Genomic DNA, 23,502 nt, shown 5'->3' on the forward strand with positions numbered 1-23,502 from the left:
CCCTATCTGCCGTGGACGTTTGAGATTTGAGAGGGGCTGCTCCTAGTACGAGAGGACCGGAGTGGACGAACCTCTGGTGTTCCGGTTGTCACGCCAGTGGCATTGCCGGGTAGCTATGTTCGGAATAGATAACCGCTGAAAGCATCTAAGCGGGAAACTAGCCTCAAGATGAGATCTCACTGGGACCTTGAGTCCCCTGAAGGGCCGTCGAAGACTACGACGTTGATAGGTTGGGTGTGTAAGCGCTGTGAGGCGTTGAGCTAACCAATACTAATTGCCCGTGAGGCTTGACCATATAACACCCAAGCAATTTGCTGACCTGAAAAGGCACCAGATTGCGGTGTGTGAAGACGAYAYAAGTCGAAAATTCGAAACGAAACACACAAATCTATCGCATACCCATTCGCTGGAGCGTGAACCTGAAAAGGCCCACGACCTGGCTACCGAATTTCTTGACGACCATAGAGCATTGGAACCACCTGATCCCATCCCGAACTCAGCAGTGAAACGATGCATCGCCGATGGTAGTGTGGGGTTTCCCCATGTGAGAGTAGGTCATCGTCAAGATTAAATTCCGAAACCCCTATCTGCGTATGCAGGTAGGGGTTTTGTTTTGTCCGCAGGAAAATACGCGCGGATATTACCGGTACTTGATCACAATCCCTTTGAGTTTCCGACCCTCGATGGTTTTTACGTCGCGGGCCCACAGTGGACCGTTGACATAGGCGCCCACCGGTTGGATATGGTCGTAGACCACTACAACGGCATCGCCGCCGAGCTTGGCGGACTCTTCGCGTAGTTTTTGTTCTACCTGTGTGATGGGAGGAGCAGGCTCGACACTGGCATCGATGAGCACCTCACCCAATCGGACGTGAGGGCGAAGAGGCTCGGTGCGCAGCACCACGACCTCGCTGGCGAGCGTCGGCGCGGGATGCTCCACGCCCACATAGGCAGTGGTCTGGGCGTCGACAGTGGAGCACCCACTCAGCGCGAGCAGAGTAGCGGTGAGCCCTCCAGCCAGCAGTGACAGTTTGAAACGAGTGGACCAAGGCGCGTCATGGGCAGGCATAGTGGGGTTCCTCCGAACAATCTGCTGCTATACGAGGTAGCGTGTTGACGGTAGCAGACAGTTCGGCAGTTGCCAGAAGCCCAACCTTTTCAGGTTGGGCTTTTTTCATGCCTTGAGAAAGTGAGTTTCACTGATCCTTTTCGCAGTTCACCATCCACGACACACCAAACTGGTCAACCAACATGCCGAAGCGAGCCGCCCAGAACGTGGTTTCCAGTGGCATTTCAACCTTGCCGCCGTCCGACAACGCAGAAAACACCCGTTCAGCCTCCGCAATGCTGTCGACATTCAGTGAAACCGAACAGCCGCTCATTTCGTCAGTGGGGCGATCAGGTGTTGTGTCCGAGCCCATGATCGCCTGATCGCCCACGAGCAGGCGGGTGTGGATGATCAGGTTGTGGTAGTCCGCCGGAAAGTGCTCGCGCGCGGGGCTTTCGCCGAAGGTCATCATGACTTCGATCTGGCCTGGCAGGCTTTGGGCATAGAAGGTGAAGGCGGCTTTGCAGTCGCCGTTGAAGATCAGGTAGGGATTGATTTTCATGCTTTGCTCCCGGTAACGAAGAAGCGGAGGGAGGCTGAATTCACCTCCGGCTCCGCAGTGATTGGGCTCCCATTAGCAAAGCGTTAGATGTCGTGATTGGCAGGAATCGTTTAGATGTTTTTTCTATTGAAGCAGCGTGGCTTATGGCTTCCGGTGCCTGTGTCGATCCACGGTCACGGGGGTATCGTCCTGGACCCTCAAGCTGCTGCGCGTGGAACCGAGGGGCGCAGCAAACGTTCGATGGCTCCACTCACCAGACTTTCCAACAGCTCAACGCGCTCTCGCTCATCCAGCGAATGTTGCGCCAACCAGCCGGGCGCGCTGTTGAGTAAGTTTGCGATGGCATGTCCAGCGGCCTGCAGACCGTGTTCACTGAAGCGGGACCGGGCCCCGAGCATCAGCAACAATTTGCGCTCGTATTGCTCGCGCAGCTGCCGAACCCGTTCCTGTTGCTCTTCATTCAGGCAGCCGCTGTCACGCTCTGCCAGACGAAAATGCCAGGGCATCTCCTGATGCAGATTCAAATGCGCTCGGATAAGGGCATGGAGTTTGTCACGTTTTGCCGGCGCCTGTTGCTCGACTCGCCCCAAGGTGGCCAGCAGCTCTTCGTAAAACTCCTCGATCAAGTCGAGCAGCAAGTGCTGCTTGCTGGGGTAGTGGTGATACAACGAGCCCGGGGCGAGTCCCAGGCAGGTCGCGAGCTCACGCATGCCGACCTGTCCGAAACCTTTGCAGGCGAACAGCTCCAGCACCTTGTCCCGGTACTCGGCAAAGCGCGAGCAACGCTCAGGCATAGGCATGGAAGCCACGCCCCGTTTTGCGCCCCAGGTAACCGGCGGCGACCATTTCCTTGAGCAGTGGAGCAGGACGGTACTTGCTATCGTTGAAGCCATCGTAGAAGGCTTCGAGAATGGCCAGCACGGTGTCCAGGCCGATCAGGTCCGCCAACGCCAGTGGCCCGATCGGCTGATTGCAGCCCAGGCGCATGCCGGCGTCGATGTCTTCGGCGCTGGCCAGGCCTTCCTGAAACACCAGGATCGCTTCGTTGATCATCGGCACCAGAATCCGGTTGACCACGAAACCCGGACGGTTGCCCGCGGTGATCGCGGTTTTGCCGAGCGTTGTCGCCATGTCCAGCGCCAGGGCGTGGGTGGCGTCGCTGGTTTGCAAACCGCGAATCACCTCGATCAGACCCATCACCGGCACGGGGTTGAAGAAGTGCAGACCGATGAAGCGCTCAGGCTGGCTCACGCTGGCAGCGAGTTGGGTGATGGACAGCGAAGACGTGTTGGAGGCAATCACGCAATCGTCGCTGACCTGCGCGGCGATCTGTTGCAGCACGCGCAGTTTCAGCTCGAGGTTTTCGGTCGCGGCTTCGATCACCAGTTGCACGTTCTGCAGGTTGCTGTAGTCGGTGCTGGTGCGGATCTTGTCGAGGGCGGCGAGCTTTTGCTCTTGCGTCAGCGTTTCCTTGGCAACCTGCCGATCGAGGTTTTTACCGACGGTTGCGACGGCCTTTTGCAAGGCGCTCTCGGAGATGTCGAGCAAGGTCACGTTAAAACCGGCCAAGGCGCAGACTTGCGCAATGCCATTGCCCATGGTGCCTGCGCCGATCACGCCAATGTTTTGCAGATTCATGTTCTGTCCTTCCGATCAAATCCCGCGATACCTTGGCCGCCATAGTGGCCGAAGGCGTACTATTGGCCGCGAGTCTAGAGCCGGCAGGGCGGTTGTCCTATGCCGAAACTGTTCAACGGCACTGGTGTTTTTTGCCATTCGGGTGATGGGGAGAGAAGCGTTCACATGCGGGAAAAGGACTCGGTTTCCGCCTACTTCGTGCAGGCAATGATCCATGGGCTGGGGAACAATCCGCAACGTCTGAGGGCTGCGCTTGAACAGGCTGGCATCGACCCGGCGTTGACGACGCAGCCCACTGCGCGCGTGCCGGCGAGTGCGTTTGCCGCGTTGTGGTTGATTCAGATCCGCGAACTCAACGATGAGTTCTTCGGGCTCGACTCCCATGGGATGCCGCCGGGCAGTTTCGCCCTGATCTGCCGGGCATTGATTCAGGAACCTGACCTGCACAAAGCCATGCGCCAGTGCCTGGCCAATTTCGCGCTGTTCCTCCAGGACTTTCGCGGCACGCTGACGGTGCGCGGAAAGCGTGCGGTGATCAGCTTGCAAAACCACTCGCCAAACAGCGACGTCAGTCGTTTGGGCGAGGAGACGTTTCTGGTGTTGATGATCAGTCTGCTCTGCTGGTTGGGTGGACGGCGCATCCCCATCGACCGCGCAGATTTTCGCCATGAGCGTGTGTCGCTCAGCGATGACCGTTTACTCTGGGGACCCAACCTGACCTTTGGCGCAGAGCGCACCGAAATCGAGTTCGCCAGCCACTACCTGCGTCTGCCGGTGGTTCAGGATCTGACCTCACTGAAAGTGTTTTTGCGCACCGCGCCGCAATGGCTGGTAATCCGTTTTCGTAATCAGCACGGCCTGGCGTCGCAGGTCCATCAGCGCCTGCGTAACAGCCATTACAGCCAATGGCCGACCTTGCAGGCCTTCGCCCTGGAACAGCACCTGAGCCCGAGCACCTTTCGCCGAAAACTGGAGCGCGAAGGGTGTTCGTATCAGGAGATCAAGGACGAGGTGCGGCGTGGCGTTGCGTTTGAGCAACTGCGCCAGAGCAAGGCGAGCATCAGCGATATTGCCGAGCAGCTTGGCTTTCAGGAGCCGAGCGCGTTTCACCGGGCGTTCAAGAAGTGGACAGGGGAAAGTCCGGGACGGTATCGGGCGAGGTATCAGGGGGAGCTCGCGGAGTGAACCCTGTTCTTGATCGTTTCACCTCGCTGCTCGACCAGGCGAGACGCGCCTTGCTGCTGGTCTGGGCAACGTCTCGCGGACTGTTTCTGGGATTGGTGCTGGCGACGCTGATTGCCGGTGTACTCCCGGCGCTGGCCGCCTGGTTAGGCCAACGTATCGTCGATGCGGTCGTCACCGCCATGCAGTTGCACGCGCAACAGGGCAGTGCCCCGTTGTGGCCGGTCGTGCGTTATGTGCTGTTTGAAGCAGGCGTGCTCGCATTGCTGTCCGGGACTCAGCGGGCGCTGTCGGTCCAGCAATCGCTGTTGCGGGTGCAGTTGGGGCAGAAGGTCAACACGATGATTCTGGAGAAGGCCCAGACGTTATCGCTGGTGCAGTTCGAGAATTCCGAATTCTACGACAAACTGGTTCGGGTGCGGCGCGAAGCATCGACTCGGCCGTTGGCGCTGGTGATGAAGTCGTTGGGGCTGATCCAGAACCTGATCGTGTTACTCAGCTTCGGCGTGTTGTTGGTGCATTTTTCGCCCTGGGCGCTCGTGCTGCTGGTGGTCGGCGCATTGCCGGTGTTCTTTGCTGAAGCGCATTTCTCTGGGGACGCTTTTCGGTTGTTCACCCGTCGCGCGCCGGAGAGTCGACAACAGAATTACATCGAGACGCTGCTCTCCCACGAGGGCTACATCAAAGAGGTCAAACTGTTCGGCTTCGCGCCGCTGCTATTGAAGCGTTATCGCGAGACGTTCGCGCGCCTCTATGCCGAAGACCGGCGCCTGACACTACGTCGGGATGGTTGGGGGTTTATCCTCGGTCTTCTGGGCACGGGCGCGTTTTATCTGGCGTATGCCTGGGTGGTGGTCGATACCGTCCACGGCAACATCAGCCTCGGTCAGATGACCATGTACCTGGTGTTGTTCAAACAGGGGCAGACGGCGGTGAGCAGCAGCTTGAGTGCTATCAGCGGTCTCTACGAGGATGGTCTTTACCTCTCCAGTCTCTATGAATACCTGGCCGAGCCTGTTGTAGCGGATATCGGCAATCTCACCGTGGGTGCGGTACCCGGCGATGGCCTGCGTTTCGAAAACGTCGGTTTCTGTTATCCGGGGGCCAGTCGCGCCGCGTTGGAGGGCATCGATCTTCACCTTGTACCTGGGCACAGTGTGGCGTTGGTGGGGGAGAACGGTTCGGGCAAGACCACACTGATCAAATTACTGACGCGGCTATACCGTCCTGATCAGGGCCGCATCCTGCTGGACGGCAGCGATCTGCAAGCGTGGGAAGAAGACGCGCTGCGGCGGCGCATCGGGGTGATTTTTCAGGACTACATCCGCTATCAATTCTCCGTCGGCGAGAACATCGGCGTGGGTGATACCCTGGCGTTCAACGATGAACAGCGCTGGCAGGCCGCCGCCGCCGAGGGCATGGCCGCGCCCTTCATCGAGGGGCTGGATCGAGGGTATGCCACGCAATTGGGGCGGTGGTTCGCCGGGGGCCAGGAGCTGTCTGGCGGGCAATGGCAGAAGATCGCGTTGTCGCGCGCCTACATGCGGCGTAACGCCGATATCCTGATTCTGGATGAGCCGACCTCTGCACTCGACCCGGCGGCGGAAGCGGCGGTATTCGAGCATTTCAGTGAGCACACCGAAGGACGGATGACGTTGCTGATCTCTCACCGGTTTTCCAGCGTGCGCAATGCGGACCACATCATCGTGCTGGATCAGGGAGCGATCCTTGAGCGGGGCGATCACGACAGTCTCGTCGCAGCGGGCGGGCGCTATGCGCAGTTGTTTGATTTGCAGGCCCGCGGTTACCGATAGATCTCAAGACTCCCGAGAAACCCGCGTCACCGCTGGCCCGGCCATTTGTGTTGGTTTTGTTTTCATCAAGCCGTCGAGTGCCTGGCGATACTGGGTACCGCCCTGGCTCATGCTGTTGTTGTGCGTACCACCGGGCACCAATAACAGGTGCTTGGGTTCGTTGGCGGCATTGAACAACTGTTGGCTGAACCGCGAGGGCATGAATGGGTCGGCCAGGCCATGGACCACCAGCAACGGCATGTTGATGTCGACGATCTTGTCGATGGAATCGAATTTCTGCGACAGCAGCCAGCGCACCGGCAACCATTTCACTGGCAGGTTGCTGTCGGCCACTTGCGCCACGGCATCGCCCAGCGAGGTGAAGGTGGACTCAATCACCAAACCACGCACCGGCACCACGCCATGGTCCTTTTTCGCCTGTGCGGCCAGGTCTGCCGCCAGGTCGATAGCCACCGCGCCACCCAGGGAGTGACCGTAGATCAGGCGCTTGTTGGCGTCCGGTTGCATCTTGGTGAAGCGCTCCCAGGCGACTCGCGCGTCCTCGTAAACACTGGCTTCCGATGGCAGATCACCCTTGCTCTGGCCAAACCCGCGGTAGTCGATGGCCAGCACCGAATAGCCCATGGCGCGTAATTGCTCGATGCGGAACGCCTGGCCCGTCAGGTTCCAGCGCACGCCATGCAGGTAGAGGATCGACGGCGCATCGCGACGCGCGGCCGGCCACCACCAGGCATGCAGGCTTTGCCCAGCCTTGAAGCTGGCGGGTTTGATGTCGAATTCCTGAACATCCTGCGGCAGGCCGCGATACCAACCTGCGTTGCCCGGCTCGATACGAAACAGCAGCTCGCGCTCTGTGTACTTGAGCACGCCGCAGCTCACCGGCAAGCCGACGATTAGCACGGCCATGCACAGCAGAGGCAGCCAGCGTCGGCCCAAGCGGCTCATCAAATTCGAAAACATGCAGGGGTCCGGAGGATGAAAAGGAAAGCTCGGGTTTTAACAGAAGCGTGGGGAAAGGTGGGGATAAATTCGACAGTCGTATGAAGAGCCCGGCGCGGTGCCGGGCGATGACTTACTGGCAACTGCCACCTTTATGGTGCGAGCCGCTGCCGCCGACAGGGTGCGTGCCTTTTGGGCATGCCTGGGCCATGAATGGACTAGCGCAAAGAATAACGAGCAGGGCAAGCAGAGATAGTTTGTTCATGGATCCTCCGTGATGGCCACGACGCGTGGTGTCGCAATGATATCACTTCGTTCCGATTTCGACGTTTAGGCTTCGGTCCTCATCGCGAGCAAGCTCGCTCCCACAGGGGAGCGCATTCCTATGTGGGAGCGAGCTTGCTCGCGATGAGGTCATTCCTGCCCATACATCTTCGAAGCCGTGCGCAAAGCCACTCGTCTTTGCTTCAGAACCTATTCAACAAAAAGATTGAATAATCACATAAAATGTTATTTAAATAACAAAACAACAACGCCAGCGTCAGCCTGGCAAGCCGTATCAAGGTGGGATAGCAATGAGCAAGATCGCAGTCATCGGCAGCAACATGGTGGACCTGATCACCTACATCGACCGCATGCCGGCCCGGGGCGAGACGCTCGAAGCGCCGGGGTTTGCCCTCGGGTGTGGCGGCAAGGGCGCCAATCAGGCGGTTGCCGCCGCCAAGCTTGGGGCGGATGTGTTGATGCTGACCAAGGTTGGCGATGACCTGTTTGCTGACAACACCCTGGCCAACTTCCAGCGCTTTGGCATCGACACCCGTTACGTGCAGCGCGTGCCCGGCGTGTCCAGCGGGGTGGCGCCGATCTTCGTTCAGGCCGATTCCCACAACAGCATCCTCATCGTCAAAGGCGCCAACGCGCATCTCGCCCCGGCAGATATTGACGTGGCCGCGCAGGCGTTGCGCGAGTGCTCGCTGATCGTTCTGCAGCTCGAGATCAACGTCGACACCGTTTACCACGCCATCGAGTTCGGCCGCGAACACAACATTCCGGTGCTGCTCAACCCTGCGCCGGCCTTGTCAGGCCTGAGCCGTGAACACCTGGCGCAACTGGATTTCCTGGTGCCCAACGAGTCCGAGCTGGCGTTGATTACGGGCCGGACCGTGGACTCGCCGGAGTCGGCCCACAAGGCTGCCCAGACATTGGTTGCCAGCGGCATTCGTCACGTCATCGTGACCCTGGGCCAGCAAGGCGCGCTGTATGTCGGCGAGGAGGGCGAGTTTCAGATTCCCGGCCTGGCTGTTGCCGCGCGCGACACCACCGGCGCAGGGGACGCCTTCATCGGCTGCTTCATTCATCACTGGAGTCGCGACCGAGACATCCGCGCCGCCATGACCCTGGCCGTGGCGTATTCCGCCTGCTCGGTCACCGGCCTGGGTACTCAGACGTCCTACCCGGACGCCCACGCATTCGCTGAATTCCAGCGCAGCCTCGACGCCTGACGTTGAGGTGATTCAACCGCTCCACCATCCCCAAGATCACCACGGAGAACAACAATGACAAAGCCTCCGCTCCAACAGACGCCCGATGGTTTCTACCTGAACCGCACGCCTTGGTTCGCCTTCATTTTGCTGTGCAGCATCTTTGCGTTATGGGCGGCGGCCGCGAGCATGAACGACGTGCTCATCGCGCATTTCAAGAAGGCTTTCCTGCTTAGCGATTTCCAGACCGCGTTCGTGCAATCGGCGTTTTATCTGGGCTATTTCTTCGTGGCGATTCCGGCCGCACTGGTGGTCCGGCGTTTCAGCTACAAGACCACCATCCTGATCGGCCTGATGCTGTACATGTTCGGTTGCCTGTTGTTCTTCCCGGCGGCATCGACCGCCAAGTACGGCATGTTCCTGTTGGCGCTGTTCGTAATCGCGGCCGGCCTGTCGTTTCTCGAAACCGCGTGCAACACTTATTCGACGTTGATGGGCCCGCGTGAAACCGGCACCCGTCGCCTGAATATTTCCCAGACGTTCCACCCGTTCGGTGCGATGGCCGGGGTGTATGTCGGCAGTTTCGTGATGTTCAAGGACACTGACGCCACGCGCGAGCAGCTCACGCAAATGAGCGCCTCTGACGCGGCGGTCCAGCAACTGCAAATGATCCAGTCCACGTTGCTGCCGTACAAATGGATGATCGCGGTGCTGGTGTTGATGTTCATCCTGATCGCCATCACCCGGTTTCCCGCGTGCAAAGGCAATCAACCGAGCAGCAAGAAAACCGCCAGCCTCGGCCAGAGCCTGTCGCGGCTGTGGCGTAACAAGCGGTTTACCTTTGGTGTGTTGGCGCAGTTTCTGTATGTGGGGGCCCAGGTCGGTGTCTGGAGTTTCACCATCCGCCTGGCGATGCAGTTGGGCGGCATGAACGAGCGCAGTGCCTCGTGGTTTTTGCTGACCACATTTGCCGCGTACTTTGTCGGCAAGCTGATCGCCAACGTGCTGATGCGCAAACTGCACCCGGCCAAGGTGCTGGCGGTGTACGGCGTGCTGTGCATCGCGTTGCTGGCCTACACCATTCTGGTGCCGAACATCACCGCGGTATACGCAGCCGTTGGCGTGAGCGTGTTCCTCGGTCCGTGCTGGCCGACCATCTACGGCCTGACGATTGACGGCTTGGGTGAAGACACCGGTGTCGGCGGTTCGCTGCTGGTGATGAGCATCGTCGGTGGCGGGGTGATTCCGATCTTCCAGGGCCTGCTGTCCGATTACAGCGGCGGCAACATGCAACTGGCCTATAGCGTGCCGCTGCTGTGCTTCATCGTGATCGTGATGTACGCGGTACGCTGCCTGCGTCATTCCGACAGCGAGCGGGCACCGGTGGGTGCGGTGGTCGCGTCATGAATACGCGGATCAATCTTCATCCGTCGCAGTTCGGCGAGGCGCGCAAAACCTTGCTGGAATCCGAGGCTTTCACCGTCAGCGCCTGGGTCTATCCCAGTGGCGTGCTGGCCGTGGAATTGGCCAACCATCGCGGCAGTCTCGTGGTGCTGCCGTATCAGGGGCAGATGATATGGTCCGCCGTGTTCGACGATTGCGACCTGACCATGCGCAACCTGTTCAGCCAGCCCAAACCCAGCCCGACGGTGATCGGCACTTACGGCTGTTTCATGTTTCACAGCGGCCTGCTGCGCAACGGTTGCCCGAGCCCCGAGGATGATCATCCGCTACACGGCGAGATGCCTTGCGCGGCGATGGATCGCGCCTGGCTGGAGGTCGGTGAAGACAGTGTCGGTCAATACCTGCGATTGGGTGGCGAGTACGAATACGTGCAGGGTTTTGGTGACCGTTATCGGGCCAGCCCGAGCGTGACTTTACGGGCTGACTCAGGGTTGTTCGACATCGCCATGCAGGTGACCAATCTCGCGGGCAAACCGATGGACCTGATGTACATGGCGCACATGAATTACGCCTATGTCGAAGGGGCTCGTTTCATCGAGCCCTTGGGTTTTGAACGTGTGCGCCTGCGCACAAGCGTGCCGGCCCATGTGAAACCGACACCGGCCTGGAGTCGTTACATGGAAGCGTTGGCGTCAGCACCGGAACAGCTCCAGTGCCTGGATCAACCCGCGCTCTACGATCCCGAGATCGTGTTTTTCTTCGACGGTGTGCGGGCGGACGACAGCGGCTACGCGCACTTTCTACTGAGCCACCCTGGCGGTGCGGCGTTCTACACCCGCTATCGTCCCGATCAATTCGAGCATGCCGCGCGCTGGATTTTGCACAATGCCGATCAACACGTGGCGGCGTTCGTGCTGCCGGCCACGTGCGAGCCGGAAGGCTATCGCGCCGAGTCTGCCAAGGGCCATGTGCGTTCGCTGGCGGCGGGGGCGACGGCTGATTTCAGCGTCACCACTGGTTACCTCAGTGCAGCGGAACAACAGGCTCTGATCAGATGATCAACTGCGCGCCGCTGGCGGTAATGGCGTCGCGGTAGGCCTTGGGGATTTTCTTGTCGCTGACCACGAACTGAAAGTCCTCAAGGTTGGCGAAGTGCGCGGTGCGCACCGTGTCGAACTTGCTGTGGTCGGCCAGCAGCAGCCGTTGTTGCGCCTGACGCAAGACTTTCTGCTTGACCTCCACTTCATTGAAGTTGAAGCAGGTCACCCCGAAGTCCTGGCTGATGCCGGCAGCGGAAACGAAGGCCCAGGTCAGGCGCACACTGTCGAGGATGCCGGTTTCGGTCTGATTCTCGAACACCTGGTTCTTGCGGTGGAATGTGCCGCCGCACACAACAATGTGGCAGTTGGGCTTTTGCGAGAGTTTGAGCAGCACGTTCAGGGAGTTGCACACCGCAGTGAATTCGAGTTCGTCGGGGATGAAGTCGACCACAAAAGGCGTGGTGGTGCCGCAGTCGAAGAACACCGTGTCGCCCGGTTGAATAAACCCGGCGGCGAGTTTGCCGATACGGCGTTTTTCTTCGACGTGGCGGGTGTCTTGTTCGGCCACGCGGTAATCGCCGGGCTCGCTGCCGTCGTGAATTCTGGTGATGTAGCCACCGAGCAGCCGCAGGTGGTCGGTGTACTTGCTCAGGTCGCGGCGCAGGGTCATCTCGGACACGTCCAGCAACGCCGCCATCTCGCGCAGATGAATGGCGCTCTGGTCCTGCAGGGCTTGTTGAATCAGCTTGAGACGCTCGGCTTTTTTACTGTCCACAGGCATTCCGGGGTTGATTGTTTGTGTTATTTAAGTAACATTATTTGTTAGATTTGTAACGTTTTTGCGCGAATCACCCTCGATTGTGGCGCAGGGGCATTTGAATATACAAACAGGAGTTTTTGCGATGGCACACCTCGAACCCCAAGCGTTGGCGCAGTACATCGATCATACCTTGCTGGCGCCCGATGCTACCCGCGAGCAAATCGCCACGTTGTGCCGCGAAGCCGTAGAACACGGCTTCTATTCGGTGTGCGTGAACTCGGGGCAGGTCCCTCATGCGGCCCAATGCCTCGCCGGGCAACGCGTCAATATCTGCGCAGTGGTCGGCTTCCCGCTGGGTGCCGGTCTGAGCGACACCAAAGCCTTCGAAGCCGAGCGAGCGATTGCCGCCGGTGCCGGGGAGGTCGACATGGTGTTGAACATCGGCGGGTTGAAAGACGGTTTGTTCGATCAGGTGCGGGACGACATCGCCCAGGTCAAACAGGCCTGCGGCAGTGTGCCGCTGAAGGTCATTCTGGAAAACTGCCTGCTCAGCGACGCCGAAAAAGTTCAGGCCTGCGAGATTTGCCGTGAGCTGAATGTCGCTTTCGTCAAGACATCGACCGGCTTCAGCCGCAGCGGCGCCACCGTGGAAGATGTCGCCCTGATGCGCCGCACCGTCGGCGCGGTCATCGGGGTCAAGGCTTCCGGTGGCGTACGCGATTACCCGACCGCGCTGGCGATGATCGAAGCCGGCGCCACGCGACTGGGCACCAGTTCGGGCATCGCGATCATCAGCGGCGCGCTGGCGGCGGGTGAGGGGTACTGATCAGTCCACCCGCAAGACAATCTTGCCGATGTGATCACCCGCTTCCATCCGGGCATGAGCCAGCGACGCGTCGGTCAATGGATAGACCTTATCGATCATCGGCAGGCAACGCCCGGCGGCGAGCACCGGCCAGACATACTCGCGCAACTGTTCAGCGATCGAGGCCTTTTCTTCGCGAGTACGTGAGCGCAATAGGGAACCGGTGATGATTGCGCGCTTGGCCATGATCGCCAGCAGGTCGACATCTTTGGCGTGAGCGCCGCCGAGAAAGCCCAGCATCACCAGTCGACCCTCCATGCCCAGCGCCGCGATGTTCGGATTCAGGTACGAACCGCCCATGATGTCGAGGATCACGTTCACGCCTTTGCCGGCGGTTTTTTGCGCGATGACTTCGGCGAAATCCTGGTCGCGGTAGTTGATCGCCTCGGCCCCCAACTGACGGATCACCGCACACTTGTCCTCACTGCCCGCCGTGGCGAATGCCTTGACGCCGAACTCGCGACACAACATCAGCGCGGTGGTGCCGATGCCACTGGTGCCGCCGTGAATCAGTGCGCGCTGGCCTTTGCTGGCGCCGCCCATGTCGAACAGATTGGCCCACACCGTGAAGAAGGTTTCCGGGACCACCGCCGCGTGCACCCAATCCATCCCGGCAGGAATTGGCAGCGTCTGGCCGGCCGGTGCTACGCAATACTGCGCATAGCCGCCGCCGTTGGTCAGCGCACAAACCTTATCGCCAACGATAAATTCGCTGACGCCTGCGCCGATGGCCACCACTTCACCAGCCACTTCCAGCCCCGGGATCGGGCTCATGCCGGGTTTCATCGGGTACTTGCCGGCGCGTTGAATCACGTCGGGGCGGTTGACCCCGGCGGCGTGCACGCGAATCAGTACTTCGCCTGCAGCCGGGGTGGGCACCGGTTCCTGGCGTGGCTTTAAAACCTCGGGGCCGCCGGGCTCGGTAATTTCAATCAGGGTCATGGTTTGAGGCAATGTCATGTCGAAGTCCTGGGGTAGAGAAGTCATAAAAGTGGGACCGCATCCAGGCGGCGGTGATTCAGTTCAAGGCAGGCAACAAATCATCACGACGGTTGAGCAAACGCATGCCCTGTTCCAGCAGCAGTGCAACCACAATCGCACCAGCCGCAATGACAAACAACAAGGCGTGATGACCGCCGCTGGCGTTGAACAGCGCGGAATAGGCAAAGCCTGCGATGGCTTGAAACGTCGCGAACGAAACCGTCGCGCGACTCCAGGCCACTTGCTGCTGGTGATGCTGCGGGATCAGTTCGTGAACCCGTGCCAGCGCCAACGGGACGATGCCCGGCGGGAACGAGCCGAGAATCACTGCCAGCAAGGCCAGCACCGTAAAAGAGCTCGAGACCGACAACAGACCAACGGCAATCGCCTGCACCACCAGTACCGTACGAATACTGACCTTCGCGCCGAACTGATCGGCCAGAAAGCCATAACTGACCGGCCCGATAATCGCGCCAAGGCCATACATCACCCAAATCAGCGCACCGACGTGCGGCCCGGCACCGAGCCCTCGGGCCACGTAATCCACCAGGAACACCATGGCGGGTACCAGCCCGGCGGCCATGAAGGCGTATTGAGCGAACAGCAGGTAAACCCGAGGATCCGTGGTTGTCACAGGTTCTTCGACTGCTGGCGTGACGGCCACGTGGTGAGCGTCTGACGGCCATCCAAACCAACTGGCAGCGGTGAGCACCAGGGACAGCAAGCCAAGGCCGAACCAGGTCTGTTGCAAGCCAAGGCTCAACAACGGCGGAACAATCGTCCCCGAACCGGCAATGCCCAGGCCAATACCCAGAAAAATCGCGCCGCTGGCCAACCCTCTGCGCGACACCGGCACGTGGGGCAACACAGTCGCGGCCACCAGCACCATGATCGCGCCACCGGCAATGCCCGACAGCAGACGCCAGCCGAAAAACCAGCTCACTGACAAGGGAAAGCCACAGGCAAAGAACGACAAGGTCACGGCAAACATCATCAGCCGCAGCGCGGTTTTGTTGGAGGTGCGTTGCGCGACAGGGCGGCCAATCAGGGCGCCAATCAAATAGCCGACGAGGTTGGCGGCACCGAGATAAACCACGTCGCTGGCGGAAAACCAGTGCGCCTGGATCAACGATGGAATCAACGGCGTGTACGCAAATCGCGCCAGGCCAATGCTGACCAGGCTGGCGCTGAGGCCGGCGAAGATCGGCAGCCAGAGGGCGCTACGCGAGGGGGCGATGAGCTGTGCATGAGCAGGATCCTGAGAGGTGTTCGCTGGCCTTCAGCCTACCGTGATTGTTTGATGCAATAACGCAGCTATTTTGCGTTACTGTGATGCGAATATGCATCAGTAGGAGGACCGCATGAATTGGGATGACGCACGGGTATTTCTCGCGGTTTGCCGAGAGTCGACACTGCGCGGTGCAGCGCGGGTGCTCGGGGTTGATCAGGCCACGGTGGGCCGGCGTATTACTGCGCTGGAAAAGTCATTGAGTGCCACGTTGTTCCTGCGCACCTCCGAAGGCTACGCACTGACCGCGGTCGGCGAGGCGGCGCTGGCGGCCGTGGAAAAAATGGAGCGCTCGGCACTGGAGCTTGAGCGGCAGATCCAGGGGCTGGACGACCGGTTGACCGGGCTCGTTCGGGTCAGCACCACCGATTCCATGGCCATCGACTTCCTGATCCCGGCCATTGCGCGCCTGCATCAGCAGCACCCCGACGTGCGCGTGCAACTGGACGCCTCGACGCAGTTTCTCAGCCTGGCCAAACGTGAAGCCGACATCGCCGTGCGCAATACCCGGCCGGATAACCCGGACCTGATCGCGCGACGAGTCGCTCGCTGGCCGGTGGGGCTTTTTGCGTCCCAGGCGTACGTGGACGCGAACGGCGTGCCGACGCCGGGCTCGGCGTTTGAAGGGCATGATCTGGTGGTGTATCAGCCGTATCTGCAAAGCCAAAAGGACATGACCCTGGTGTCGGAACCGCTGACTCGCGGGCGCATTGTCTCGAGCCTGAGTTCCAGTCTGCTGGTGCGTCGATCCATTGCCGCGGGGATCGGGATCGGGGAAGTTCCGGTGTACATGGGGGAGAGGGACGGGCTGGTCAGGTTGTGGCCGGAGCGCACGCGACCGGTGCCGTATGACGTGTGGCTGGTGACCCACGCGGACCTGCGGCACACCGCCAGAGTCCGTGTAGTAATTGATGAAATTGTCGCGGTGTTTTCTGGCTCTGGGGAGTAAAGGAAAGATCGCAGCCTCGTTTCACTCGACAGCTCCTACAGGGATTTGCGTACACCTGTAGGAGCTGTCGAGTGAAACGAGGCTGCGATCTCTTGATCTTTATGGCATTTCAGGCAGTTCTTGCGGGCGCAAATCGAACACCAATACTTCGGCATCCACGCCATTGCTTAACGTCAGCACCTGTTCATCGCGAACCCGCACGCCATCGCCTTCCTGCAACGGCACGCCGTTGAGTTCAACACTGCCGCGGGCCACATGCACATAGGCATAGCGATTGGCGGCCAACTCCAGCGTTGCGCTTTCCTTGCCGTCGATCAACGCGGCATACACCCGTGCATCCTGACGCACCTTCAGCGAACCCTTCGCCCCATTGGGGGAGATGATCAGTTGCAGACGGCCGCGTTTCTTTTGCGTGCTGAAGTGCTCTTGCTGATAACGCGGTGTGGCGCCGCTAACTTGCGGCACGATCCAGATTTGCAGGAAGTGCACCGGCCGGGTGGTCGAGTGGTTGAATTCGCTATGCGCCACGCCGCTGCCGGCGCTCATCAACTGCACGTCGCCAGGGCGGATCACCGAGCCGGTGCCCAGGGTGTCTTTGTGTTCCAGAGCACCTTCGAGCACATAAGAGAAAATCTCCATGTCGCGGTGCGGGTGCTGGCCGAAGCCTTTACCGGCGGCAACCCGGTCATCGTTGATCACCAGCAGGTCGGAAAAACCCTGCTCTTTCGGGTTGCGATAGTTGGCGAAGGAAAAGGTATGGAACGACTTCAACCAACCGTGATTGGCCGCGCCGCGATCCGAAGCTTTGCGAAGGGTCAGCATGATGAAATCTCCTGTGGGGACGTTGATTCGTCCGAGTGAGGAGAAGGTTAATGGTTACTGGCTGGTGCAATAAGTAGGTGGAAATTGAAATACTGTCCCGTTGAGGTTGACAATAATCGGCAGGCGATCACGTATTCTTCTCCGACGCCGATGCCACATTTGGCCATAATGCACAGCATTCCTCTGATGCCGGGCACGAGACCTGTGGGAGCGAGCCTGCTCGCGAAGGCGGCGTCACATCCAACACTGTTGGTGACCGATACACCGCTTTCGCGAGCAGGCTCGCTCCCACTGAGGGTTGGTGTTTGGCAGATGGATTTTCTTTTGACTTCAGTGATTTTGAACCCATGAAAACCGTGGCTATGGTGTTGTTCCCGGACTTTCTCCTGCTGGACATGGCAGGCCCGATGGAAGTGTTTTCCATCGCCAATCGATATCTGGCACCGGATGATCGTTACGAACTGTCGACCATCGGCACCGAACATGGCGCACTGCGTGCCTCCAACGGCGTCAGCGTCCAGGCCGATTTGCACATCGATCAGGCGGATCAGGCGTTTGACCTGTTGCTGGTGCCGGGCGGTCCGGGTGCCTACAACGAAAAACATCCACCGTTGTTGTGTTGGCTCAAAGCCGCGGTTGGTCGCACCGAGCGATACGGCTCGATCTGCACCGGCGCGTTCGTGCTGGGGCATGCCGGTTTGCTGGACGGTTATCGCGTGACCACCCACTGGCATTACACCGAACGACTGATCAAAGGCTTCCCGAAGGCGACCGTCGAGACCGATCAGATTTACGTGCAGGACCGCAACCTCATTACCTCCGGCGGCGTCACTGCCGGCATCGACCTGGCACTGTCGGTGGTCGCCGAAGACCATGGCAAGAAAGTCGCCCAGGACGTCGCCAAGGTATTGCTGGTGGTAACGAAGCGGCAGGGTGGGCAGGCGCAATTCAGCCCGTTGATGGCCACTGTCGCACCGCAGGAAACGCCGATCACTCGCGTGCAGAACTATGTGCTCGAACACCTCGATGAAGCTTTCAGCATCGAACGCATGGCCAGCCTCGCGAACATGAGTGCGCGGCACTTTGCCCGGACGTTTGCTCGGGAAGTGAACATGACGCCCATGGAATTTCTGCAAAGTGCGCGTATCGACAGCGCCAGGAATCTGCTGGAAACCAGCGACTTGCCACTCAAGACAGTGGCGTTCAAAAGTGGCTTCGGCAGCGTACGGCACATGCGTTTTCTGTTCAGTGAAAAGCTTGGTTTGACGCCGACCCAATACCGCGAACAGTTCAGCTAGAGCCTTCTTGTCCGTTATGCGCACCGTGATGGCTGTGACGCTCCCACCGTGGCAGTTGTTCTGTCACTGATGCCTGCCAAGATATCCTGAACGCTTTGCAATGGAGGTGCGGGAGCCTGGAAGGTGGGTGCAAGGGATGTTGCTGCACTGTGAGCCGGGCCAGGTTTCAGCGAATGTGCATGAACAGCCTCAGAGATTTAAACAGCGATGCGGTGCTGCGATTCGGCCCCTATGCATTCCACCTGCGGCAACGGCTGATCCTTGAGGGTGATCGACCGCTGCGCATGGGCGGTCGGGCACTGGATATCCTCCAGGTGCTGGTCGAGCGCGCCGGCAACGTGGTCAGCAAGGATGAACTGATTGCTCACGTCTGGCCGACGTCCGTGGTCGAGGAAATCAACCTGCGCGTGCACATTGCGGCCCTGCGTCGGGCGCTTGGCGACGGGCAGAATGGCCAGCGCTACATCGTCAACATTCCCCAGCGCGGTTACAGTTTTATCGCCCCTGTGCAGCATGCGTCCGCAGGCACGCGGGGCTTGATCGAGACCGTGCAAAAACATCAGCACAACCTGCCCGCACGACTCACGCCGGTGACCGGTCGGGATTCGCTGGTCGGCAGTCTGGTCCGGCAGTTGCCGGTCCGGCGTCTCATGACGCTGGTCGGCCCCGGCGGCATCGGCAAGACCACGATGGCGTTGCGTGTCGCCGAACTGCTGTTGCAGCACTATGAAGAGGGTGTGTGGCTGGTTGATTTTGCAGCGATCGATGACCCCGCGCGAGGGGTCGATCATCTGATCCAGACCCTTGAACGGGAGATCGGCACGACGCTGGAGGTGCTTGCAAACTGGCACGCGTTGCTGGTGCTGGACAACTGCGAACACCTGCTGGAACGCTGTCGAACCCTGGTCGAGGATTTGCTGAGGTCGGCGCCTCGGCTGTCCATTCTGGTGACCAGCCGCGAGCCTTTGCAGGCAGCAGGGGAAACGGTCCAGCGTGTGCCGTCTCTGGCGGTGCCGCCGGCGTCGGCGTTGCACAGTGTCGCCGAAACCATGGGGTATTCGGCGGTGCAGCTGTTCGTCAGTCGTGCCCGAGCCCGTCAACAAGGGTTTGCCTTGCGCGAACAAGACCTCAAGGCGGTCCGTGAAATCTGCCGGCGGCTCGATGGTTTGCCATTGGCCATTGAACTGGCAGCGGCGCAGATCCACGCGCTGGCGTTGGTCGGTTTGCAAGCTCAGCTGGATAACTGTCTTCAGCTGCTGACCCAAGGCCGGCGCACGGCGGTGCCCCGACATCAGACGCTCAAAGCTGCGCTGGACTGGAGCTATGAACGGCTGGGCCTGCTGGAACAAACCGTGTTGCAGCGCCTGTCGGTGTTCAAAATGTCCTTCACCCTCGATGCCGCGATTGGCGTGTGCAGTTGCGTGGCGCTGAAGCCCGATCAACTGGCGACACTGGTGACGCGATTGGTCGCCAAATCGTTGCTCTCGATGGATCAGGTCAACGGCACGACCCGTTATCGCTTTCTCAACACCACGCGCTCCTATGCCCTTGAGAAGCTCGAACACAGCGGCCACCTGCGGGCGTTTGAGCAGCGCTATTCGCATTACATCAGCCGGGCGCGCTGGGTCTCAGGCATGCAGTTGCCCATGGAGCTCGTCGAGTAATCGACGGACTTTGCTCAGGTCCGGTGTAGAAAATCCCTCGGTGAACCGATGGTAGATCGGTGCCAGCAGCTCATGAGCTTGCTGATACAGGCCCTGACGCTGCCAAAGTTGCGCCAGCGAGGTGGCGCTGCGCAGTTCCCAAGCCAGGGCGCCCTGATGTTTTGCCACGTTCAACGCCCTGATCAGCACGGCCTCGGCCGCTTCGGTTTTCAGTGGGCAATTCTCGGCCAGCAGCGCATCAGCCCGGGCCCGCAGAACTTCCGCGGTGCTCCAGCCGGCCGTACCGGTGTCGGCCCGTTGCAACAGGGCGTCATCGACGAAACTGCCATCCAGCGTGACCATGATGTCCTTGATCAGCCCCACACCTGGTTGAAGAGGCGTACGCGCCTCGGCGCGGTCGATTACCTGCGCATAGTGCCGGGCCCAGGTGTAGAACAGCAGCACCGAGTGTTTCTGTGCTTGTTCCAGCAGCAGGCGCAAGAGTTCACGAGCCGTTGGGGTATCGCCGTTGTAGTGAGCGATCAGGCAACCGGCCAGCGCCAGGGTGTAGCAGATGGACGTGCCGTGGTTGATCTGGGTCGCAATGTCCAGCGCTTGTCGGGCGGTGCGCCAGGCTTGTTCCGGTTGCCCTTGCAACCAGAGGATGCGCGCCAGAATCGTCAGGGAGGCGACGCTCTGATCGTAGTGCACGCCAAAACCGTAGGTGAAGCGGTTGAGGTGACCGCTCTGGGCCATGCGCTGAAGCACCTGTTCGGCATTGATCCGCGCCTGCTGCTGGTCCCCGGCAAAGTGCAACGCCAGCACCCGCAAGCGATGCATGCTGAGGGACAACACTGCATCGCCGTGCAGCCCCAACCGATCGAATTGCCGGCTCTGTTCCAGGGCCATTTGATAATTGGCGCTACAGAGGTTGACCGCCATGTGCCCGGACACCGCCCGCAACTGACCGGCCAAATCGTTGCATTGCTTGGCCAGGGTTCTGGCGCTGACAAAAGCCTCGATGGTTTCCGCCGTGCCGACCTGAGTGTGATAGCAAGAACTGCCGAGGGCGAGATGGAGGGCTATCTTCAGCTGCGGGCAGGGATCGGACGTTGCATCGAGTAGTGACAGCGCCTTGCGCACGTACTGGCCGTGCTCCTTGAGCAGCGACAGTTCCTGCCACAGCGGCGTGGAAGCTGCCGTCAGGCGGATCGCCAATGCGTGCGGTCCTTGCGCGTTAAAGCACCAGTCGAGGGCCGAACGAATGTCTTCCAGACCGCGGGCATAACGCTCGATCCACGTACGCGTCGGGATCAGCTCCCAGTCGTGCTGGGCCTGATTCATCAACGCCAGACAGCGTTCGGCGTGACGTTCCCGGGTATCGGGCAGGTCGGCGGCCTGGTCGAGTTTCTCCAGGGCATAGCTGCGTGTGGTGTCGAGCAACCGGTAGAACACCTCTTCGTCACCCACCTCCACGTTCAGCAACGATTTGGCCACCAGTTGCGTGATCGAGCCAAACACTGCTTGCGGTTCGATGTGTTCGCCGACGATCACCGCCGCCGCCGATTCCAGGGTGAATCCGCCTCTGAACACACTTAGTCGGCGCAGGCAGGTTTGTTCGCAGGCATTGAGCAGCTCGAAGCTCCAGTCCAGTGTGGCGCGCAGGGTTTGGTGTCGGCCCAGCGTGGTCTGACAACCCTGGGTGAACAGGCGAAAACTGCCTTGGAGTTGGGTCAGCAATCCGCTTAATCCGAGGCCGCTGACTTGCGCGGCCGCCAATTCGATCGCCAATGGAATACCGTCCAGACGTCGGCAGATTTCAATCGCCAGCGGCAGGTCGTCATCGGTCAGTTCGAAGCTGTCGTGGCTGGCCATCGCCCGTTCGACGAACAACTGCAGGGCGGAAAAGGTCAGGGCCTGAGCGCGGTCTGGTACGGCGATGGGGGGAGGGCAGTCCAGCGACTCCAGGCGCTGGACACATTCACCTTCGGCCCGCAGGCTCTCACGGCTAGTGGCCAGAATGTGCACCTCTGGCGCGGCGCGCAGGATGTTCTCGCTCAGCAATGCAATCGCGTCGACCAGGTGTTCGCAGTTGTCGATCACCAGCAGCATCTGCCGGTCGCGCAAAAACGCGGCGAGGCCGCTCATCGGCTCGGCGTCGTGCAAGGACAGTTCGAGCAATGTCGCCAGGTGAACGGTGATCATCGACGGATCGTTGATCGGCGCCAGGTCCAGCAGACGAATGCCATCCCGGTAGCGCCCGATCAGTTGTTCGGCGACACGCAGGGCCACGGTGGTTTTGCCGATCCCGCCGGGGCCGACCAGGGTGATGAAACGCTGGCGTGACAGCTGGACCACCAGGCTATCGACGAAGGACTGGCGCCCGATCATGCGGGTTCGACGAACGGGCAGGTTGTGGCCGCTCGGCGCGGGCGCTTCGCTCCCTGGAGGATGCTCGATGTGCTCCAGCGAATACGGTGCCACAAAGCTGTACCCGCGCTGTGCCACAGTGACGATGTAACGCTGGCCGGCCTGGCCGTCGCCGAGGGCCTTGCGCAACGCTGCCATGTGTACCCGCAGGTTGATGTCTTCCACCACGCTTTTGGGCCACACCCCGGCGATCAGCGTTTGTTTGCTGACCACCTGCCCGGCGTGTTCCAAAAGGATCAACAGAATGTCCATGGCACGCCGACCCAGGCGCAAGGGCTGGTCGGCCTCCATGACCAGACGTTGTCCGGGATAGATCCGGTAGGGGCCGAAATGGACGGCTTGTTCGGGGGGAAGGGTCAACGTGTCACTCCTGCTTGCCGCCGTCTGGTACGCGGTTTTCGAACATATTCGTCAGGTTTTTACGGCAACGCAATGCGCTGGCCGGATGACTCTGCGGTGTCCGCCTGGATGGCTGGTTCCCCGTCCTTGTTCATGGGGTCGGTAATTATTGGGCGCGACGGTCTTAAAGGTGTCGCTGAGGCTTTTGGCGCGCCAGGGAAAATTAACAACGTTTAACTCGTCCTGCGTCCGGTTTACGCTCAAAACTCTGCATCTTCAACGGCCACCGGTCTGTGGGAGCGAGCCTGCTCGCGAAGGCGGCGGCACATTCAACATCGTTGGTGACTGATACAACGCTTTCGCGAGCAGGCTCGCTCCCACAGGGGGCTGCCGTGGAACAAAGGGATTAAACATGTCATGAGGACGCCGGAATGAGCAACGTGGTGGTGGTCTATCACAGTGGCTACGGGCACACCCGTGTCATGGCCGACGCCGTGGCCCAAGGTGTGGAAAGCCACCTGGGCAGTACCTGCCGGCTGATTTCGGTCGAGGACGTGGACCGGCACTGGGACCATTTGCACAACGCCGACGCGATCATCTTCGGCGCGCCGACCTACATGGGCAGCGCCTCGGCACCCTTCAAGGGGTTCATGGACGCCACGGCGGCGTTCTACCTGGCCCAACCCTGGCGCGACAAACTGGCGGCCGGCTTCACCAATTCCGGTTGCCTGTGCGGCGACAAACTCAACACTTTGCTGCAGATGGCAGTGTTCGCCGCGCAGCATTCAATGATCTGGGTTGGCCTCGGCCTGCTACCGGCGCGTTCGAGCACGGGCGTGTTCGATGGGCAAATGAATCGCCTGGGTAGCTCGCTCGGCGCCATGGCGCAGTCGAATGTCGAACAGTCCCCCGAACGCGCACCGCCCCCCGAAGACCGCTGCACCGCCGCCCATCTGGGCGAGCGAGTGGCGCGGCTGGCTGAACGCATGAGCCACTCACCGGTTTGATTCACCCCAACA

At 60.2% G+C, this 23,502-nt stretch carries 20 protein-coding genes and 2 rRNA genes; 12 read left to right on the forward strand and 10 right to left on the reverse strand.

The features are described from left to right. A 23S ribosomal RNA gene (locus EAH74_RS31485) occupies positions 1-295 on the forward strand; the annotation flags it as partial. 156 nt (positions 296-451) lie between these two features. Then, positions 452-567 (forward strand): 5S ribosomal RNA (gene rrf / locus EAH74_RS31490). A 73-nt stretch (positions 568-640) separates the two neighbouring features. Here rrf and EAH74_RS31495 read toward each other — a convergent pair. From EAH74_RS31495 to EAH74_RS31510, 4 genes are all read right to left on the reverse strand, one after another. After that, on the reverse strand, positions 641-1,069 hold the full coding sequence (locus tag EAH74_RS31495) for a hypothetical protein (protein ID WP_140684155.1): 429 nt from the start codon (positions 1,067-1,069) through the stop codon (positions 641-643). Positions 1,070-1,196: 127 nt separating this feature from the next. Continuing rightward, positions 1,197-1,610, reverse strand: coding sequence for a VOC family protein (locus EAH74_RS31500; protein WP_140684157.1), 414 nt, complete (start codon positions 1,608-1,610; stop codon positions 1,197-1,199). Between the two features lie 197 nt (positions 1,611-1,807). Further along, a complete protein-coding gene (locus EAH74_RS31505) occupies positions 1,808-2,410 on the reverse strand; it encodes a TetR/AcrR family transcriptional regulator (protein ID WP_140684159.1) in 603 nt (200 codons plus the stop codon). Beyond that, complete coding sequence (locus EAH74_RS31510; protein ID WP_076030546.1) at positions 2,397-3,248, reverse strand: 3-hydroxybutyryl-CoA dehydrogenase; 852 nt, start codon at positions 3,246-3,248, stop codon at positions 2,397-2,399. The genes EAH74_RS31505 and EAH74_RS31510 overlap by 14 nt, the downstream gene beginning before the upstream one ends. 165 nt (positions 3,249-3,413) lie before the next feature. Here EAH74_RS31510 and EAH74_RS31515 point away from each other — a divergent pair, with 165 nt between their 5' ends. Next, a complete protein-coding gene (locus tag EAH74_RS31515; protein ID WP_140684161.1) occupies positions 3,414-4,433 on the forward strand; it encodes an AraC family transcriptional regulator in 1,020 nt (339 codons plus the stop codon). Next, positions 4,430-6,244 carry an ABC transporter ATP-binding protein gene (locus EAH74_RS31520; RefSeq protein WP_140684163.1) on the forward strand — a complete coding sequence of 605 codons (1,815 nt, stop codon included), beginning with the start codon at positions 4,430-4,432 and terminating at the stop codon, positions 6,242-6,244. The genes EAH74_RS31515 and EAH74_RS31520 overlap by 4 nt, the downstream gene beginning before the upstream one ends. A gap of 3 nt (positions 6,245-6,247) precedes the next feature. Here the strand turns inward: EAH74_RS31520 and EAH74_RS31525 are convergent, their stop codons facing one another. After that, on the reverse strand, positions 6,248-7,204 hold the full coding sequence (locus tag EAH74_RS31525; RefSeq protein ID WP_140684165.1) for an alpha/beta hydrolase: 957 nt from the start codon (positions 7,202-7,204) through the stop codon (positions 6,248-6,250). A gap of 554 nt (positions 7,205-7,758) precedes the next feature. Here EAH74_RS31525 and rbsK point away from each other — a divergent pair. Genes rbsK through EAH74_RS31540 form a run of 3 tightly spaced genes read left to right on the forward strand, consistent with a single transcriptional unit; the run spans position 7,759 to position 11,126 of the window. Then, complete coding sequence (rbsK, locus tag EAH74_RS31530) at positions 7,759-8,685, forward strand: ribokinase (RefSeq protein ID WP_140684167.1); 927 nt, start codon at positions 7,759-7,761, stop codon at positions 8,683-8,685. Positions 8,686-8,739: 54 nt separating this feature from the next. Beyond that, positions 8,740-10,071: an L-fucose:H+ symporter permease gene (fucP, locus tag EAH74_RS31535; RefSeq protein ID WP_140684169.1), complete on the forward strand. Its 1,332-nt coding sequence runs from the start codon at positions 8,740-8,742 to the stop codon at positions 10,069-10,071. After that, the gene (locus EAH74_RS31540) at positions 10,068-11,126 is read left to right on the forward strand and encodes an aldose 1-epimerase family protein (protein WP_140684171.1); all 1,059 of its coding nucleotides are present in this window, start codon (positions 10,068-10,070) and stop codon (positions 11,124-11,126) included. Before fucP ends, EAH74_RS31540 begins: the two co-directional genes overlap by 4 nt. On the opposite strand, the gene deoR is transcribed toward EAH74_RS31540, so the two are convergent. Beyond that, positions 11,119-11,889 (reverse strand): DNA-binding transcriptional repressor DeoR, encoded by a 771-nt coding sequence (gene deoR, locus EAH74_RS31545; protein ID WP_193560165.1) that lies wholly within the window; start codon positions 11,887-11,889, stop codon positions 11,119-11,121. The genes EAH74_RS31540 and deoR overlap by 8 nt on opposite strands. 121 nt (positions 11,890-12,010) lie before the next feature. On the opposite strand from deoR, the gene deoC reads away from it, so the two are divergent. After that, a complete protein-coding gene (gene deoC, locus EAH74_RS31550; RefSeq protein ID WP_140684176.1) occupies positions 12,011-12,694 on the forward strand; it encodes a deoxyribose-phosphate aldolase in 684 nt (227 codons plus the stop codon). Here the strand turns inward: deoC and EAH74_RS31555 are convergent, their stop codons facing one another. Together EAH74_RS31555 and EAH74_RS31560 are read right to left on the reverse strand one after the other, a co-directional pair. Further along, the gene (locus EAH74_RS31555; RefSeq protein ID WP_140684178.1) at positions 12,695-13,693 is read right to left on the reverse strand and encodes an NAD(P)H-quinone oxidoreductase; all 999 of its coding nucleotides are present in this window, start codon (positions 13,691-13,693) and stop codon (positions 12,695-12,697) included. It lies immediately after the preceding gene. A 58-nt stretch (positions 13,694-13,751) separates the two neighbouring features. Further along, positions 13,752-14,951 (reverse strand): YbfB/YjiJ family MFS transporter, encoded by a 1,200-nt coding sequence (locus tag EAH74_RS31560; protein ID WP_140684180.1) that lies wholly within the window; start codon positions 14,949-14,951, stop codon positions 13,752-13,754. Positions 14,952-15,075: 124 nt separating this feature from the next. On the opposite strand from EAH74_RS31560, the gene EAH74_RS31565 reads away from it, so the two are divergent. Continuing rightward, positions 15,076-15,951, forward strand: a complete 876-nt coding sequence (locus EAH74_RS31565) for a LysR family transcriptional regulator (protein ID WP_140684182.1) — start codon at positions 15,076-15,078, stop codon at positions 15,949-15,951. 99 nt (positions 15,952-16,050) lie between these two features. Here the strand turns inward: EAH74_RS31565 and EAH74_RS31570 are convergent, their stop codons facing one another. Then, the gene (locus tag EAH74_RS31570; protein WP_140684185.1) at positions 16,051-16,773 is read right to left on the reverse strand and encodes a pirin family protein; all 723 of its coding nucleotides are present in this window, start codon (positions 16,771-16,773) and stop codon (positions 16,051-16,053) included. 347 nt (positions 16,774-17,120) lie between these two features. On the opposite strand from EAH74_RS31570, the gene EAH74_RS31580 reads away from it, so the two are divergent. Next, positions 17,121-18,071, forward strand: a complete 951-nt coding sequence (locus EAH74_RS31580; protein ID WP_140684187.1) for a GlxA family transcriptional regulator — start codon at positions 17,121-17,123, stop codon at positions 18,069-18,071. Positions 18,072-18,250: 179 nt separating this feature from the next. Next, positions 18,251-19,735, forward strand: a complete 1,485-nt coding sequence (locus tag EAH74_RS31585; RefSeq protein ID WP_140684189.1) for an ATP-binding protein — start codon at positions 18,251-18,253, stop codon at positions 19,733-19,735. On the opposite strand, the gene EAH74_RS31590 is transcribed toward EAH74_RS31585, so the two are convergent. After that, positions 19,700-22,504, reverse strand: coding sequence for an ATP-binding protein (locus EAH74_RS31590; RefSeq protein WP_140684192.1), 2,805 nt, complete (start codon positions 22,502-22,504; stop codon positions 19,700-19,702). The genes EAH74_RS31585 and EAH74_RS31590 overlap by 36 nt on opposite strands. 410 nt (positions 22,505-22,914) lie before the next feature. Here EAH74_RS31590 and EAH74_RS31595 point away from each other — a divergent pair, with 410 nt between their 5' ends. Continuing rightward, positions 22,915-23,490 carry a flavodoxin family protein gene (locus tag EAH74_RS31595; RefSeq protein WP_140684194.1) on the forward strand — a complete coding sequence of 192 codons (576 nt, stop codon included), beginning with the start codon at positions 22,915-22,917 and terminating at the stop codon, positions 23,488-23,490. The last annotated feature ends 12 nt before the right edge of the window (positions 23,491-23,502 follow it).

Origin of the sequence: Pseudomonas mandelii (assembly GCF_006438925.1) — a bacterium.
In the GTDB taxonomy this organism is placed as follows: Bacteria; Pseudomonadota; Gammaproteobacteria; order Pseudomonadales; family Pseudomonadaceae; genus Aquipseudomonas; species Aquipseudomonas mandelii_C.

Excerpts from the sequence above, each read along its gene's own strand:
- EAH74_RS31580 (WP_140684187.1), top strand. The coding sequence starts at position 17,121 with ATGAAAACCGTGGCTATGGTGTTGTTCCCGGACTTTCTCCTGCTGGAC.
- deoC (WP_140684176.1), top strand. The coding sequence starts at position 12,011 with ATGGCACACCTCGAACCCCAAGCGTTGGCGCAGTACATCGATCATACC.
- EAH74_RS31595 (WP_140684194.1), top strand. The coding sequence starts at position 22,915 with ATGAGCAACGTGGTGGTGGTCTATCACAGTGGCTACGGGCACACCCGT.
- deoR (WP_193560165.1), bottom strand. The coding sequence starts at position 11,889 with ATGCCTGTGGACAGTAAAAAAGCCGAGCGTCTCAAGCTGATTCAACAA.
- EAH74_RS31555 (WP_140684178.1), bottom strand. The coding sequence starts at position 13,693 with ATGACATTGCCTCAAACCATGACCCTGATTGAAATTACCGAGCCCGGC.
- EAH74_RS31510 (WP_076030546.1), bottom strand. The coding sequence starts at position 3,248 with ATGAATCTGCAAAACATTGGCGTGATCGGCGCAGGCACCATGGGCAAT.
- EAH74_RS31585 (WP_140684189.1), top strand. The coding sequence starts at position 18,251 with ATGAACAGCCTCAGAGATTTAAACAGCGATGCGGTGCTGCGATTCGGC.
- EAH74_RS31495 (WP_140684155.1), bottom strand. The coding sequence starts at position 1,069 with ATGCCTGCCCATGACGCGCCTTGGTCCACTCGTTTCAAACTGTCACTG.
- EAH74_RS31500 (WP_140684157.1), bottom strand. The coding sequence starts at position 1,610 with ATGAAAATCAATCCCTACCTGATCTTCAACGGCGACTGCAAAGCCGCC.
- EAH74_RS31515 (WP_140684161.1), top strand. The coding sequence starts at position 3,414 with ATGCGGGAAAAGGACTCGGTTTCCGCCTACTTCGTGCAGGCAATGATC.
- fucP (WP_140684169.1), top strand. The coding sequence starts at position 8,740 with ATGACAAAGCCTCCGCTCCAACAGACGCCCGATGGTTTCTACCTGAAC.
- rbsK (WP_140684167.1), top strand. The coding sequence starts at position 7,759 with ATGAGCAAGATCGCAGTCATCGGCAGCAACATGGTGGACCTGATCACC.
- EAH74_RS31570 (WP_140684185.1), bottom strand. The coding sequence starts at position 16,773 with ATGCTGACCCTTCGCAAAGCTTCGGATCGCGGCGCGGCCAATCACGGT.
- EAH74_RS31540 (WP_140684171.1), top strand. The coding sequence starts at position 10,068 with ATGAATACGCGGATCAATCTTCATCCGTCGCAGTTCGGCGAGGCGCGC.
- EAH74_RS31525 (WP_140684165.1), bottom strand. The coding sequence starts at position 7,204 with ATGTTTTCGAATTTGATGAGCCGCTTGGGCCGACGCTGGCTGCCTCTG.
- EAH74_RS31505 (WP_140684159.1), bottom strand. The coding sequence starts at position 2,410 with ATGCCTATGCCTGAGCGTTGCTCGCGCTTTGCCGAGTACCGGGACAAG.
- EAH74_RS31565 (WP_140684182.1), top strand. The coding sequence starts at position 15,076 with ATGAATTGGGATGACGCACGGGTATTTCTCGCGGTTTGCCGAGAGTCG.